The sequence below is a fragment of the Bacillus sp. XT-2 genome (assembly GCF_025696525.1).
Lineage (GTDB): Bacteria > Bacillota > Bacilli > Bacillales > Bacillaceae > Bacillus > Bacillus halotolerans.
The window spans coordinates 54,852-70,044 of the sequence record NZ_JAHVOC010000009.1 but is presented as its reverse complement, the minus strand read 5'-3'; the positions used below and the strand labels follow the sequence as shown (position 1 = coordinate 70,044).

Genomic DNA, 15,193 nt, shown 5'->3' with positions numbered 1-15,193 from the left:
TGCTGGTCAATATTCCGGCAAAAACCTTTTCCCTTAACGTAAAAGCCGGAGATCCGCTGCAGGAAGGGGATATCATCACAGACGCGATCCGCAGCAATCAGAAAAAAACGAGCATGGTGCCGAAGGAATTGTTCGGCTTTCCATTAATCGCACGCGCCATCCCGCTTCATGACCAGAACGGAAGAGTGATTGGGGGAGTGGGCCTCGGCACGAGTCTTGAGGAGTCCTCTAAGCTTCATGATGTAGCGGAAAGCTTATCGGCAGTTGTTGAACAAACGGCTGCGGCCATTTCCGATATTTCTGAATCAATTAACGGATTCTCATCGCAAATGTCGGGCATTTCCTCACAAGCGAAAAAGGTAAGCGAAAGCGCGGGAGAAATCGCTGATATTTCAGTAACCGTTAAAGGCATTTCTGACCAGAGCAATCTGCTCGGTTTAAATGCTGCGATTGAAGCCGCACGGGCAGGGGAGTCCGGAAAAGGATTTTCTGTCGTAGCGGATGAAATCAGAAAGCTTGCGACGCATTCGAAAGAAAATGTCGGCCAGATCGATCAGATCACGAAAAAAATCCACAGCCTGTTAAAAGGGCTAGAAGAATCGATTGAATCGATTAATCAGCATACTGACGGACAAGCCGCGGCTGTTGAACAGATTTCCGCCACGATGCAGGAGATCTCAGGCAGTGCGCAGCATCTCGCTAAAATGGCAGAAAAAGCGCTTGAAGAAGAGTAAGAGACTGGGGACAGAGTCCCCGGTCTTTTTTTCTGTCCGGTATTTCCATGAAATTTGTCTGCTCTTTTACTAGTTTTATTCCAGCGGCTGATTTAAAATGTACACATGAACTTACGTGAGGATTGATAGGAACCATGAGCATACTAAAAGCGGAGAACCTTTACAAAACATACGGAGATAAGACGTTATTTGACCATATCTCCTTTCATATTGAAGAGAATGAGAGAATCGGATTAATCGGGCCGAACGGCACCGGAAAATCAACGCTGCTGAAAGTGATTGCCGGCTTGGAGTCTGTTGAAGAAGGCGACATCGCCAAATCCGGCAGCGTGCATGTTGAATTTCTTCATCAGGACCCGCAGCTGCCTGCCGGACAAACTGTACTGGAGCATATTTATTCCGGTGAATCGGCTGTCATGAGAACGCTCCGTGAATATGAAAAGGCGCTCTATGAACTGGGAGAAGACCCGGAAGATGAAAAACGCCAGAAACACCTGCTGGCTGCGCAGGCAAAAATGGATGCGAACAATGCGTGGGATGCGAATACCTTGGCGAAAACGGTGTTATCGAAGCTGGGAGTAACTGACGTGACAAAGCCTGTCAACGAGCTCTCAGGCGGACAGAAAAAACGGGTGGCGATTGCGAAAAACTTAATCCAGCCCGCCGACCTCCTGATCTTAGACGAGCCGACGAACCATTTGGATAATGAAACCATTGAATGGCTTGAAGGGTACTTGGCGCAATATCCAGGCGCCGTCATGCTGGTTACGCACGACAGGTACTTCTTAAACCGCGTGACAAACCGCATTTATGAGCTTGAACGAGGCAGTCTCTATACCTACAAAGGCAACTATGAAGTCTTTTTGGAAAAGCGCGCGGAACGGGAAGCGCAGGCCGAGCAAAAAGAAACGAAGCGGCAAAATCTGCTGCGCCGTGAACTGGCCTGGCTCAGACGCGGAGCGAAAGCACGCTCCACAAAACAAAAGGCGAGAATCGGCAGGGTGGAGTCGCTTAAGGAGCAGAAAGGCCCTCAGTCAGCCGGCTCGCTCGACTTTGCGATCGGCTCCCACCGTCTTGGAAAGCAAGTAATCGAAGCGGAGAACGTGATGATCGCTTATGGAGGAAACGTGCTTGTCGATCGATTCAATGAACTGGTTATACCAGGTGAACGAATCGGGATCATCGGGCCGAACGGCATTGGAAAAACAACACTGTTAAACAGCCTTGCCGGACGAATCACTCCTGACGGCGGGCATATTACGATCGGTCAAACAGTAAGAATCGGCTACTATACCCAGGATCACAGTGAAATGAACGGTGAGCTGAAGGTGATTGAATACATTAAAGAAACAGCGGAAGTCGTGAAAACAGAGGACGGCGATATCGTCACCGCTGAACAAATGCTTGAGCGCTTTCTCTTCCCGCGCTCCATGCAGCAAACCTATATCCGCAAGCTGTCCGGCGGAGAAAAACGGCGCTTATATTTGCTTCAGGTTCTGATGCAGGAGCCGAATGTGCTGTTTCTCGATGAGCCGACGAACGACTTGGATACAGAAACGTTAAGCGTGCTTGAGGATTATATTGATCAGTTCCCTGGCGTTGTCATCACCGTATCCCATGACCGCTACTTCCTTGACCGCGTCGTAGACCGTTTGATTGTATTTGAAGGAAATGGCGTGATTTCACGGTTCCAAGGCTCCTACAGCGACTATATGGAGCAGGCCAAAGCAAAAAAAACGGCTGAGAAACCCGCAGCTGAAATTAAACCGGCTGAAGCGGAACCGAAGAAAAAACGGAAAAAGCTTTCTTACAAAGATCAGCTTGAATGGGACGGCATTGAAGATAAAATTGCCGAGCTTGAAGAAAAGCATGAACAGCTCGAAGCGGATATCGCCGCGGCGGGCAGTGATTTCGGGAAAATTCAAGACCTGATGGCCGAGCAGGCAAAAACAGCGGAAGAGCTTGAGACAGCGATGGATCGCTGGACGGAATTGTCCCTCATGATAGAAGAGCTGGAAAGCTAAAAAAGTGCGGCCGCAGCAGGCCGCACTTTTTTTCACATAATGTACAAAAACGAAACGGCCAGCTTATGATAGGATGGAATTGTGTGTCAGCAGCACACGGAAAACTAACGGAGATGATGAAGTATGACATGGGCTATCGTGATGTTAATCCTCATGAGTCTGGTGAAAATCGTATTAACCTGCCTGCCAACAGGCGTCATAGAATGGCTGCTCAGCAAATTCGAGGTTCACGCCAAGCTGAACGACGAAGATGCTGTTCTCTCTCTAGATGGAAAACGGCTCGAGGGTGATGAGAAAAGGCACATGATCGATCAATTTAACGAAGCTGTCTTCCTGGAGAAATATTATATTTACCCAGGCGACGAAGAGCGTTATTTATACCCTGAAAACGGCGGAACACCGCTCGTGATAGATACGAAAAAAGGCAAAAAAGATGTAAAGCTGTTTGTGTACAGCTACGATGACCATATCGATGTCGTGAAACAGTACAAGAAGAAGGTTATCGCGTATCGACTGCTTTCTGAAAGCATGCAAAAGCAGTCTTTGTCAGTGACAGGGAGCCTAGCTTAAAATAGGATAATGAAAGACGGGTGCTTTATGTACTCGTCTTTTTTATTATATTTCAAAACTTAACGTTTACGTTAAGGTCCAAAAGGTGTATAATAATAACAGAACAGGCGAAGGGGGATTTACCATGGAATGGATGAAGATTGATCAAGTTGCCAAAAGAAGCGGGCTGACAAAGCGGACCATTCGGTTTTATGAAGAAATCGGCTTGATTCCAGCGCCGAAACGGACGGAAGGCGGCGTTAGACTTTATTCAGAGGATGATATGGAAGAGCTTGAGAAAGTGATCAGCACAAAGGAAGTGCTTGGTTTTTCCCTTCAGGAGCTTCAGCATTTCATGGAAACCAGCCGCCAGCTTGAGTTAAACAAAGAGGGGTATTTGTTGTCACTGGATCCAAAGGAACGGAAAGAGAAGCTGGAGGAAATTCAGGAAACGCTGAATCACCAGCTGGATTTGATTGATGAAAAAATCCGCACATTCCAAAGCTTTAAGGAACGTCTGCACGGGATGAAAGACAAAGCGGAGCATGCCATTCAATCAATCGAATAAAACGTTTGGTAAACGCTATTTTTGTAGCGTTTCTTTTAATGGAATAAAGATGGAGGTCAGATCAAATGGACAATACAAAACAAGTGAATCAGAAGACAGGTTTGCTGAATCAGCCGAAAGCTGTATGGGCTGTCGCGTTTGCCTGTGTGATTTCCTTTATGGGAATCGGGCTGGTCGATCCTATTCTTCCGGCGATTGCCGCACAATTACATGCTTCACCTAGTGAAGTATCACTCTTATTTACAAGTTATTTGCTCGTTACCGGATTTATGATGTTTTTCTCAGGAGCCATTTCCAGCAGGATCGGTGCAAAATGGACATTAATTCTCGGACTTATTTTTATTATTATCTTTGCAGCGCTTGGCGGAAGTTCAAGCTCAATTGCTCAGCTTGTCGGCTATCGCGGCGGCTGGGGACTAGGTAATGCGTTATTTATTTCAACAGCGCTTGCGGTCATTGTCGGCGTGTCTGTCGGCGGCAGCGCTCAAGCGATTATTTTGTATGAGGCGGCGCTCGGACTCGGGATTTCCGTCGGACCGCTTGCAGGCGGAGAGCTTGGAAGCATTTCATGGCGTGCGCCGTTCTTCGGGGTATCTGTCCTGATGTTTATTGCGTTAATCGCCATTTCCTTGATGCTGCCGACATTGCCTAAACCGGCGAAGCGCGTTGGGGTATTTGACGCCATGAAGGCACTCAAATATAAAGGCCTTTTGACAATGGCGGTATCGGCTTTCTTATACAACTTTGGATTTTTTATTTTGCTCGCTTATTCTCCGTTCGTTCTGGATTTAGATGAACACGGCCTTGGATATGTTTTCTTTGGCTGGGGACTTCTGCTGGCGATTACGTCAGTCTTTACGGCGCCGATCGTGCACAAAGCGCTGGGTACAGTGCGTTCCTTGGTTGTTCTCTTTATCGCCTTTGCGGTCATTCTGATCATCATGGGCATCTGGACAGAGCATCAGGCGTTGATTATTACATGTATCGTTGTGGCCGGTGCTGTCCTTGGTATGGTCAACACGATCATGACAACAGCTGTCATGGGCTCTGCACCGGTTGAACGTTCAATCGCTTCTTCAGCCTACAGCTCAGTCCGCTTCATCGGCGGCGCGATCGCTCCGTGGATTGCGGGAATGCTGTCAGAACACTTCACAGCAAGCGCGCCGTATACAGTTGGCGGAATTGTTGTTCTCGTCGGTATGCTTGTGCTTCTGCTGGGTCGTAAACATCTTGCCGGAATTAAGGCAGGACATTAATAAGGAAAGACACTGCTAAGGTGCAGTGTCTTTTTTATTTGCTTAATCTTCCCCTCATAATGGTATGATCGTATTTCCCGTCAGAAAGCCATTTATCATTTTTTTAACCCCTTCTATTATGAAGTGAAATGGCATGCAAGGATAGGTTTTTAGTCTCGATTGAATCGGCTCACCATTTGCAATCGGTTATAATCTAATCATAATGGAATCGACGCGAGAAAGGACATCCAGATGACACAATTTTACTATTTAGCTGCTAAAACGCCTTTAGAAACCGGTTTTTTCAGTCAGCCCTCCGGCTACTCCCGGAAAGGGCATCCGCTCCGGTCAGGTATTGACGCGGCGGGCATTTATCTTGAGGAAGCCGAGAATGTGTCTGTGCATTTACGGTTGCCTTATCAAATAATAGTTCATGCTGAAGAGGGATCATTTGCCATGCATAAGGCAAAGCCTGACGCATATGACTTGAAGTGTTTACAGACGCTCTATCAATACATACACAGCGTCATGAAAAACAGCTTTTCTGTCGAGTGGTTCACCGCATGGGCTGATGAGGAAGACCTTGAACTGTCTGCCAAAAAAGAGCTGATACTTGATGAATTCATATCGCCATTGCAGCTCATTTTAAAAGACAGAGAGCTTTTGAGAATCGTTCAGAAAAAATGGCAGTAAAAAACCCGCCCTTCACCAGGCGGGTTTTTTCGTAACATTAAAGCACTTTTGTCGTCCAAGACTCGCAGTTCCATGTTTCTGTCGCGATGTCCATATAGAAATCAGGCTCGTGAGAAATAAGAAGAATGGAGCCTTTGTATTCTTTGAGGGCGCGCTTGAGCTCTTCCTTGGCGTCGACATCCAAGTGGTTTGTCGGCTCATCGAGCACCAGCAGGTTGGTTTCCGAATTGATCAGCTTGCATAATCTGACCTTCGCTTTTTCGCCACCGCTTAATACGGAGACGCGGCTTTCGATATGTTTTGTCGTCAGTCCGCATTTTGCCAGAGCGGCGCGGATTTCATACTGTGTATACGAAGGGAATTCGCTCCAAACTTCTTCAATACACGTATTGTTGTTTGTTTCCTTGACCTCTTGCTCGAAATAGCCGGTAAAGAGGTGCTCGCCTCGTTCAACAGAGCCTTCGAGCGGCTGGATTTCGCCAAGCAGGCTTTTCAGCAATGTCGTTTTCCCGATCCCGTTGGCGCCGTAAAGGGCGATTTTTTGGCCGCGCTCCATACGGAGGTTCAGCGGACGTGAGAGCGGGGAATCGTAACCGATCACGAGATCCTTCGTTTCGAAAACCAGCTTTCCTGATGTTCTGGCCGGCTTGAAGTGAAATTCGGGCTTCGGTTTTTCCGCCGCCAGCTCGATCATATCCATCTTGTCGAGTTTCTTTTGGCGGGACATCGCCATGTTTCGCGTGCTGACCCGGGCTTTGTTGCGGGCAACGAAATCCTTCAGCTCCGCGACTTCCTGCTGCTGTTTTTTGTAGGCCGCTTCAAGCTGCTGTTTCTTCACCTCGTAGACTTCCATAAACTGATGGTAGTCGCCGACATAGCGTGTCAGCTCTTGATTTTCTACATGATAAATCAGGTTGATGACACTGTTTAAGAACGGAATGTCATGGGAAATCAAGATGAATGCATTCTCGTACTCCTGCAGGTAGCGTTTCAGCCATTCGATATGCTGCTCATCAAGGTAGTTGGTCGGCTCATCGAGAAGCAGGATTTCCGGTTTTTCCAGAAGCAGCTTGGCGAGAAGCACTTTGGTGCGCTGACCCCCGCTCAGATCAGTAACGTCACGGTCCAGTCCGATATCACTCAAGCCGAGGCCGCGGGCGATTTCTTCTACCTTGGAATCAATCACATAAAAATCATTGTTTGTCAGCGCGTCTTGAATCACACCGACGTCTTCAAGAAGCTTTTCAAGCTCGTCAGGATCAGCTTCACCCATTTTGTTATAAATCTCATTCATTTCTTCTTCCATTGCAAATAAATAATGGAATGCGTCTTTCAGCACATCACGGATGGATTTTCCTTTTTCAAGCACAGTATGCTGATCCAGATAGCCGACACGGACGTTTTTTGACCATTCGACTTTTCCTTCATCAGGCTCAAGCTTTCCGGTAATAATATTCATGAAGGTTGATTTTCCTTCACCGTTCGCGCCGATCAGACCGACGTGCTCGCCTTTTAAAAGACGGAAAGATACATTATTAAAAATGGCCCGGTCACCGAAGCCGTGGCTTAAGTCCTTTACAGATAAAATACTCATGTTTACACCTCTATCGTTTATCGAACACGCTGTATGGCGTGTATTTCTCACCTTTTGATTATAAAGGAGGAATACGATTGTTGAAAGGCATAGGAAAGAAAAAGAAAAATTGCGTTCCGCGCGCTGTTTTGAGATACTATGGAATAGATTTCAGGAATCGAGGAGAACAAAATGACGCAAACTTGGCCATTTTTACATAATGCACAATCATTTATCAAAGAAAATTGGAACGCTTCAGGCTTTGAAAAGCCGACTCCTGTACAGGAGCAGGCGGCCCAACTCATCATGGAAGGTAAGGATGTCATCGCAGAATCGCCGACAGGAACAGGTAAGACGCTTGCCTACGCACTGCCGGTATTGGAGCGCATCAAACCTGATCAGAAGCATCCGCTGGCGGTGATTTTAGCACCTTCACGTGAGCTGGTGATGCAGATTTTTCAGGTGATCCAGGACTGGAAAACGGGATCAGAACTACGGGCAGTTTCCTTAATCGGCGGGGCGAATGTGAAAAAGCAGGTCGAAAAGCTGAAAAAGAATCATCCGCATATTATCGTCGGGACGCCGGGCAGGGTGTTTGAGCTGATTCAAGCGAAAAAACTCAAGATGCATGAAGTAAAAACGATCGTACTTGATGAAACCGATCAGCTTGTCCTGCCGGAGCATCGTGAAACGATCAAGCAAATCATTAAAACGACATTAAGAGACCGCCAGCTTCTTTGTTTTTCTGCCACACTGAAGAAAGAAACAGAAGATGTGCTCCGCGACATGACGAAAGAGCCTGAGGTTCTGAAGGTAGAACGCAGCAAGGCGGAAGCGGGAAAAGTGAAGCATCAATACATCATCTGTGACCAGCGCGACAAAGTGAAGCTGCTGCAAAAGCTTTCAAGACTTCATGGCATGCAGGCGCTTGTGTTTGTGAGAGATATCGGCAACCTTAGTGTGTACGCGGAAAAGCTGGCGTACCATCATGTCGACCTTGGCATCCTTCACAGTGAGGCGAAGAAGATGGAGCGGGCGAAGATCATTAAAGCGTTTGAGCAGGGCGAGTTCCCGCTGCTTTTGGCAACTGACATTGCCGCGCGCGGTTTGGATATTGAAAACCTGCCATATGTGATCCACGCCGATATTCCTGATGAAGACAGCTATGTTCACAGATCAGGACGAACAGGACGGGCTGGAAAAGAAGGGAACGTGCTGAGTCTTGTCACACGTATGGAAGAATCAAAGCTGAAGAAAATGGCGAAGAAACTTGGCGTGGAGCTGAGTGAAGCTGTGTATGCCGGCGGAAAATTGAAGACGAAATAAAAAGGAGGGCAAAAGCCCTTCTTTTTTGTTGTAAAATAATAGAAAAGGTTTCGCGCGGGGGTGGGAAGATGGTTTCAATAGACAGATTTCAAGTAGTGAAGGAGCCAGAGCTGAAAATCCTTGAACACTGGTTTGAACATGAAGATACCAGGCGGAGAATGGATGGCATGCTGCCATTAGATGAGTGGTATGCACGAGTAAATAAAGATGAACAGGATACTGTCATCATGGCATATGATGGACAGCTGCCAGCAGGGATGGCCGTTATTGAGTTCGGGGAGGAGCGGACGTATATTGGATTGATCGTTAATCCTATGTACCGGCTTCAAGGGTACGGAAAACGGATATTGCAAAAACTGCTGACCGAACCTGATTTTACTAGCGTGCGGGAATGGGTGGCATGCATTGAAGAAGACAATCAAATCAGTTTAGCTTGCTTTCAAGCAGCAGGTTTCACTTTGGAGGATACGGAACCAGATGAAGATGGTTTTCTTACGCTGATTCTTCGTAGCTGACCTCATATAAACCCAAAAGGAGGGCAAAAAGCCCTCCCATTTTCATCTTCAGCTCGGATCGCTGACTTTGATCAGCTGTTTTCCTTTATTTTCTCCTTTAAATAAGCCAAGAAACGCATCCGGAATGTTTTCGAAGCCTTCAGTGATGGTTTCCTCATAATGAAGCTTTCCATCTCTCAGCCATTCCGCCAGCTGTTTTGCGCCTTCAGGAAAACGGTCGGAGTAGTCGCTTACGATAAACCCTTGCATCAGCGACTTCGTTTTAATGAGTTTTGATTGAACACGAGGGCCCATGTCATCTGCTTCGCTTTCTGCATTATAGGAAGAAATGGCGCCGCACACCGGAATGCGGGCAAACTCATTAAGGAGGTTCATGACCGCATCTGAAATCGGCCCGCCGACATTGTCAAAATACACATCGACACCGTTCGGACAAGCATCAGCGAGCGCTTTTTGAATATCATCTGCGGTTTTGTAATTGATGGCTTCATCAAACTGCAGCTTCTGCTTTAAATAGGAGACTTTTTCATCAGAGCCCGCGATGCCGACAACTCGCGCGCCTTTGATTTTGGCAATCTGCCCGACTGTTGAACCGACAGCTCCCGCAGCTCCGGAGACCACCACGGTTTCGCCTTCTTTCGGACGCCCGATATCCAGCAATCCAAAGTATGCCGTCAAGCCGGTCATTCCCAAAATGCCGAGATAGGCCGAAGCGGGAGCAAGGCTTGTATCAATTTTTCGTAAGGCAGACTCGCTTACCGCGGAGAATTCTTGCCAGCTGAGGTTTCCGATGACGATATCGCCTTTTTTCAGATGATTCCCGTCTGATACAACTTCAGCGATGACCCCGCCAGAAAGCGCTTCATTCAAGGCGAATGGCTCAACATATGACTTCGTATCCTGCATACGGCCGCGCATATAAGGGTCAACCGATACATAAAGCGTTTTGACAAGCACTTCCCCTTGCTTCGGTTCAGGAACCGGAATGGTTTCAAAGCGAAAGTCTTCATGAACGGGAACACCTTGCGGACGTCTTGCTAATTGAATTTGCTGCTGAGATGCTTTCATTTTCATCCTCCTATCACTTGGTTGACACCACTGTAACATGGACAGAAGAGGAATTACAAAAGGTATGCTGGCATACAAAAAAGGTTATAGAGGAACTTATGCTTTCTACAAGCTCTTTTGTTTTTAAAAAGTTGTCTTTAGTCATTTATCATTATTAGAAAACAGAACAGAAAAAGAGCTTGTGTACACCTAGCTAAGATTAGCTAGTGTGTATGTCGATTCTTCTTCATATTCTTGCAAGCATCTGCGAGGGGGGAGCTTAGTCGTTCACATTTTGCTTTCCCATCAATCTGCCATAGCAAAGTCTATGCAATTGTTTTGCATCTGCAAAGCTTTTCTCAATTTTTTCACTTTTATACTGTGTCTTTCTGAAACAGACAATCGATTGTAATCGACCATTTTCTTTTGGTCAATTAAGTAATGTTTACTTTTTAATAAAACCGCGAAAAAGCAAACGAAAACATAATTAAATTTTAGATATTTATTAAAAGCTTATATGTTTATTTACCTTTTTCTTGAATTGCAATTGAGAAAATCCATATATTGCGGACACTAATAAAAGAATACCTGCTGAAACATAAACTAAACGAACTCCAAGGAAATCTGAAATAGCCCCTATAGCCAGAATTGAAAACATAAAAATGAACTGTACTAAAGAAGACCTTGCAGACATTATATTAATTCGAGTTTGCTCGGTTGTCATGTTCTGAATAAATGTTTCTTGTGTAAGATCTCTTAATATATAAGCCGGCCCCATAAAGAGAACCAATATTAGAGCTAAGTACGAATTACTTATAAATCCATATATTAAAGTTAAACTTCCATATGAGACAGCACCAATTAACATAAAATTAATTAACTTATTTTGGAATCTCTCCGACAGCTTATATATTATAAATCCCCCTATCATCGAACCTAAATAGTATGCTCCATTAATAAATCCCCACCATGATTCTCCTTTATGCAAGACTTCGTTAACGAAAGCTAAAGAGACAGACCCTATCCAAATCATTCCTGCCCATGACTCAATTAAATCCATAATAATAATTGTTCTAAGTTTCTTTTGGCTAAATAAATACCGCCAATCACTTACTATACTCTTATTGGGAGAATTTTTTTCACGTATGACAGAATTAGCGTGGCCGTGTGGTAGACAAAATAAAAGAGAAATAAGAGATGTAAACAACAAAAAGGTAGTAAGTATAATGGTATATCCCTTACCTAAAAATGCAATTATGAGACCACCTAAAGACCAGCCTACAAATTGAAAAGTTTGGTCCACTGTAGATAATAATCCATTTGCCTTTACTCTTTTATCAGGAGAGATTATTTCCCCTATAATTGCACTTTTTAAAGGTGAGAACCATCCATTAAAAAAGGAAATACAGCTAATAATAATAAAGACTAAAATGAGAGTTTGATTAGAGTAAGTTCTTAATAAAGAAAAGAACAAACATATTAACAACAGCATTTGTATCAATTGAGAAATAATTATTGTAAGATGCAGTTTTAATCGAATTGTTATTAACGGTAATATAGCACTTCCAAAAATACGAAAAATAATACTTATTAATGTCACCATAGAGGCGATGGTTGTCGAATTGGTCATTTTAAACAAAAACGAAATCACTACCATAGTATATAGAGAAAAACCTAAATTTGTAGTGGTCTGGCTAAATAAAATAGAATAATAACCTTTACTCATATGTATCCTCCCTTGGAATAACTTTTCTCGGTAAAGAGCTTAAACATATTTAAACACCTTAAAACAACAAAAGTAAAGAAAAAATTTCCTTGTAAACTATTTACTTTTATTCTATTTATTGTTATTGTTTATTTAAGTTCTCTGACTATTCTATCAATAGGGTGGGGAACCACATATCTTATTAAAGGGGGGGATACCATGAAAAAATTAAGAAAAAACTGGAGAAAATCGATTGTTAGCCCGGTTCTTTATACTAATGAAAAATGGTAAACACTTAGGGAATAGCATTTAAATGCTATTCCTTATTTCAACAAACAAATCGGGAGGTTATCGTAAATTGACACTATTAATGCAAGATCATAAATCAATTTACAATAAAGATATAGAAATATTAATTGAAGTTGAAGAACTTATTACTTCTGTTCCAGAAAATAAAAAAAATGATTTTAAGAGTTTAATCGATAATAGAATTATGACTCTACTAAATAAAATTCAACACCCTGTAGCAGCTGAAAATGTGTTTGGTATGTGTATTGCTTACCCGAATACTTACATAAGGTATAGATTAATTGATTTCGTTGAAAAATGGGTACCTTATTTCTCTGCTGTAGAAACTATAATCAATCTAACCCAGGATCCTGATGATTTAGTTTCTTTTAAAGCTATGGATGTGTGTGCAAATCATAAAATTGAAGAATCGTTAGCATATTTGTCTTCAATCATTGATGATGTCCGGGAGAGTATAAGCTACCCTAAAAAACCTGTGGGATTAGGGGCCAAAAAGTATTAAGTACATTATTAGATATATTCGGTGTTGAAAAATATGAAGAGCTAGTAATGCTAAAAAATTATTTTGATCAAAATGGTATCCTTCCTAATAACTTTGACTTTGAAGAAAAAATTCCTCAAAGTCTAATAGAGGAATTCGAAAAAACAGAAGAAGATGGGATGATTTTAATTCCGGGTGGCTTTTTTGAATTCGGTTTAAATGAAAATGAAATTCCTGACAAAACATTTAATTGGAAAGATGCTGTTCCTAGACAAAAAGTATGGTTACCTCCCTTTTTTATTGATAAGTATCCTGTTACAAATAAAGATTATGATATCTTTACCGAGTTCACAGAGGAAAATGGGCATATATTCTGTCATCCTAATGAACCACAGAATAAACAACATAGAAGAAATACATATTGGGATGATAGGTATTTAGATAATCATCCCGTTACAGGTATAGATTTTTATGATGCATTTGCTTACGCAAGATATAAGGGGAAAGAATTGCCAACCGAGTTTCAATGGGAAAAAGCTGCTCGAGGCGAAAAAGGTAATATATGGCCTTGGGGAGATAAATTTGATCCTGCAAAGGTTCAATATGCTGGAAGTCTTTATAATGAACCCATTACTTCTTTAAAGTCCTGGAGAGAAAATTTATTAAAAGCTCATGCTGATAAAGAATTAAATCATTTAACAAGTTATATTTTTGAACAAAATGGTGAAAGTCCCTATGGAGTATGCGGTATGATCGGCGGAACATGGGAGTGGACTAGAAGTGAGCTTAAAACAAAGAGAGCTTTCCACCCTATTTTTGAGAATGTACCATTTAATAGTGTTAACTCATTTGCCGTTCTTAAAGGAGGATCATTCTTCTCTCATCCAGGCTTAATGTTCCCTTCCTTTAGAGCAAAAGATATTCCTTTCTGTCGACACAATGAAATGGGAATTAGGTGCGTAAAGAATATTCCAGTATATAAAATTAGAGAATCAATTAATGGGCCAATTACTAATAAAGCAATTTATTAATCATTCTAGATTAGAGACTTGATAAAAGTATACTAACATTGTGTGATAATGTTCGGCTTGTACAAAAAACAATGTTTTTTCTGCAAGCTTTTATTTTAAATGTTTTTAATAATTATCAGGATTGAGAATCAGAAAAAGAGACATTAAGCCCAAGCTCCGTTGAATATTTAAATCTTCAATATATTTTTGTGATAAATATATATTATTCTGTCAATTTACATTTCGATTTTTAATTGAACCTGCAATAGCAAAGCCCCTTACCACTGTTTTGATTCTTTCTTTTTCTGATACACAATCTAATTTTGTCACTTTTTTTGGTCTTTCCACACATTTCGAGGGATGACTTACTATAATTCTTTCGGTCTTTTCTATGTATGAGATAAAGTTTATGTCTTGTTGAGAATCGAAGAGATATACAACTTTAACAAGTTGGTCAATAAGAACAAATTTAACTTTATATTAAGAGTTTCTCGTGTGGAACATGAGAAGAATAACATGTTTTTTTAGTTAAACATCAATTAAATGTGAGAATGAAATATTATAAGGGAAAATGAAGGCTGTCAAGTTTCTCGACAGCCTAGGGTTTCCTCTCCTTTTTCATCACGTCCGTAATTTTGGGCATAGTCCCATCGGCAGGCACATCGGCTTCTGGTCGATCGGGCTTCTCATGATGCAGCATTCCAAGCCGAAGACTTCCCGGAAAAACGGCTGGGTAAAGACGTCTTCCGGCGTTCCGGCATTGTAGATTTTTCCGTCCAGTACGCTGATCAGATAGTCAGCATATTGAGCGGCTTGGTTTAAGTCGTGAAGCACCATGACAACTGTGCGTCCATGATCCCGGTTCAGTTTTTTCAGCAGCTCCAGCACCTCAATTTGGTGAGAAATGTCCAAGTAAGTGGTCGGTTCATCGAGCAAAAGCAAATCAGTGCCTTGTGCAAGCGCCATGGAAATCCAGGCTCTTTGTCTTTGACCGCCTGAAAGGGCATCAAGTGTCCGGTCCTTCAGCTCATTCATCCCGGTTGCGTCAAGCGCCCACTCTACCATATCGTGATCCTCTTGCGTATGCTTGGATAACAGTTTTTTATGAGGATGTCTGCCGAAATAGCATAGTTCCTGTACCGTCAATCCTTCAGGCGCTTGAGGAGACTGAGGAAGAATCGCCAGCTTTTTAGCTACTTCTTTGGACGGCTGGCGATGAATATCTTTTCCTTCTAATAGGACCGTGCCGCTTTTTGGGGCCATCAGCCTGGCCAGCGATTTGAGGATTGTTGATTTTCCGCAGCCGTTGGCGCCGATGAGCACAGTGATTTTTCCTTCTTCAATCTTTAAATCGACTCCGTCAATAATCACTGTGCTGTCATATGAAAGAGTGAGCTGGTCTGCAGCCAGTTTTCCCATGGTAT

The 15,193-nt window shown here is 43.1% G+C and carries 11 protein-coding genes and 2 pseudogenes; 9 read left to right on the top strand and 4 right to left on the bottom strand.

The features are described 5' to 3' along the window. Window positions 1-113 precede the first annotated feature (113 nt). The 6 genes and pseudogenes from KXD37_RS20025 to KXD37_RS20000 all read left to right on the top strand — a co-directional run bounded on the left by KXD37_RS20025 (window position 114) and on the right by KXD37_RS20000 (window position 5,720). Window positions 114-734, top strand: coding sequence for a methyl-accepting chemotaxis protein (locus KXD37_RS20025; protein ID WP_369810965.1), 621 nt, complete (start codon window positions 114-116; stop codon window positions 732-734). A gap of 134 nt (window positions 735-868) precedes the next feature. Beyond that, window positions 869-2,758 carry an ABC-F family ATP-binding cassette domain-containing protein gene (locus KXD37_RS20020; protein WP_188323614.1) on the top strand — a complete coding sequence of 630 codons (1,890 nt, stop codon included), beginning with the start codon at window positions 869-871 and terminating at the stop codon, window positions 2,756-2,758. 123 nt (window positions 2,759-2,881) lie between these two features. Next, window positions 2,882-3,328 (top strand): YfmQ family protein, encoded by a 447-nt coding sequence (locus KXD37_RS20015; protein ID WP_127695720.1) that lies wholly within the window; start codon window positions 2,882-2,884, stop codon window positions 3,326-3,328. Window positions 3,329-3,452: 124 nt separating this feature from the next. Next, a complete protein-coding gene (locus tag KXD37_RS20010; RefSeq protein ID WP_024120538.1) occupies window positions 3,453-3,875 on the top strand; it encodes a MerR family transcriptional regulator in 423 nt (140 codons plus the stop codon). A gap of 65 nt (window positions 3,876-3,940) precedes the next feature. After that, window positions 3,941-5,131, top strand: a complete 1,191-nt coding sequence (locus tag KXD37_RS20005) for an MFS transporter (protein ID WP_024120539.1) — start codon at window positions 3,941-3,943, stop codon at window positions 5,129-5,131. Between the two features lie 435 nt (window positions 5,132-5,566). Beyond that, window positions 5,567-5,720, top strand: a pseudogene (locus KXD37_RS20000) (hypothetical protein). Window positions 5,721-5,840: 120 nt separating this feature from the next. On the opposite strand, the gene KXD37_RS19995 reads toward KXD37_RS20000, so the two are convergent. Continuing rightward, window positions 5,841-7,397 (bottom strand): ABC-F family ATP-binding cassette domain-containing protein, encoded by a 1,557-nt coding sequence (locus tag KXD37_RS19995; protein ID WP_044163577.1) that lies wholly within the window; start codon window positions 7,395-7,397, stop codon window positions 5,841-5,843. A gap of 171 nt (window positions 7,398-7,568) precedes the next feature. Between KXD37_RS19995 and KXD37_RS19990 the strand changes: the two genes are divergently transcribed. After that, a complete protein-coding gene (locus KXD37_RS19990; protein ID WP_106021457.1) occupies window positions 7,569-8,702 on the top strand; it encodes a DEAD/DEAH box helicase in 1,134 nt (377 codons plus the stop codon). A 68-nt stretch (window positions 8,703-8,770) separates the two neighbouring features. Further along, window positions 8,771-9,217: a GNAT family N-acetyltransferase gene (locus KXD37_RS19985; protein ID WP_010333350.1), complete on the top strand. Its 447-nt coding sequence runs from the start codon at window positions 8,771-8,773 to the stop codon at window positions 9,215-9,217. A gap of 48 nt (window positions 9,218-9,265) precedes the next feature. On the opposite strand, the gene KXD37_RS19980 is transcribed toward KXD37_RS19985, so the two are convergent. Both KXD37_RS19980 and KXD37_RS19975 read right to left on the bottom strand, forming a co-directional pair. After that, window positions 9,266-10,285 (bottom strand): NADP-dependent oxidoreductase, encoded by a 1,020-nt coding sequence (locus tag KXD37_RS19980; RefSeq protein WP_127695712.1) that lies wholly within the window; start codon window positions 10,283-10,285, stop codon window positions 9,266-9,268. A gap of 484 nt (window positions 10,286-10,769) precedes the next feature. Then, window positions 10,770-11,990 (bottom strand): MFS transporter, encoded by a 1,221-nt coding sequence (locus KXD37_RS19975; protein ID WP_263463704.1) that lies wholly within the window; start codon window positions 11,988-11,990, stop codon window positions 10,770-10,772. Window positions 11,991-12,327: 337 nt separating this feature from the next. Between KXD37_RS19975 and KXD37_RS19970 the strand changes: the two are divergent. Continuing rightward, a pseudogene (locus tag KXD37_RS19970) lies at window positions 12,328-13,790 on the top strand (formylglycine-generating enzyme family protein). A 600-nt stretch (window positions 13,791-14,390) separates the two neighbouring features. Here the strand turns inward: KXD37_RS19970 and yfmF are convergent. Next, window positions 14,391-15,188: a Fe(3+)-citrate ABC transporter ATP-binding protein YfmF gene (gene yfmF / locus KXD37_RS19965; protein ID WP_010333352.1), complete on the bottom strand. Its 798-nt coding sequence runs from the start codon at window positions 15,186-15,188 to the stop codon at window positions 14,391-14,393. Between the last annotated feature and the right edge of the window lie 5 nt (window positions 15,189-15,193).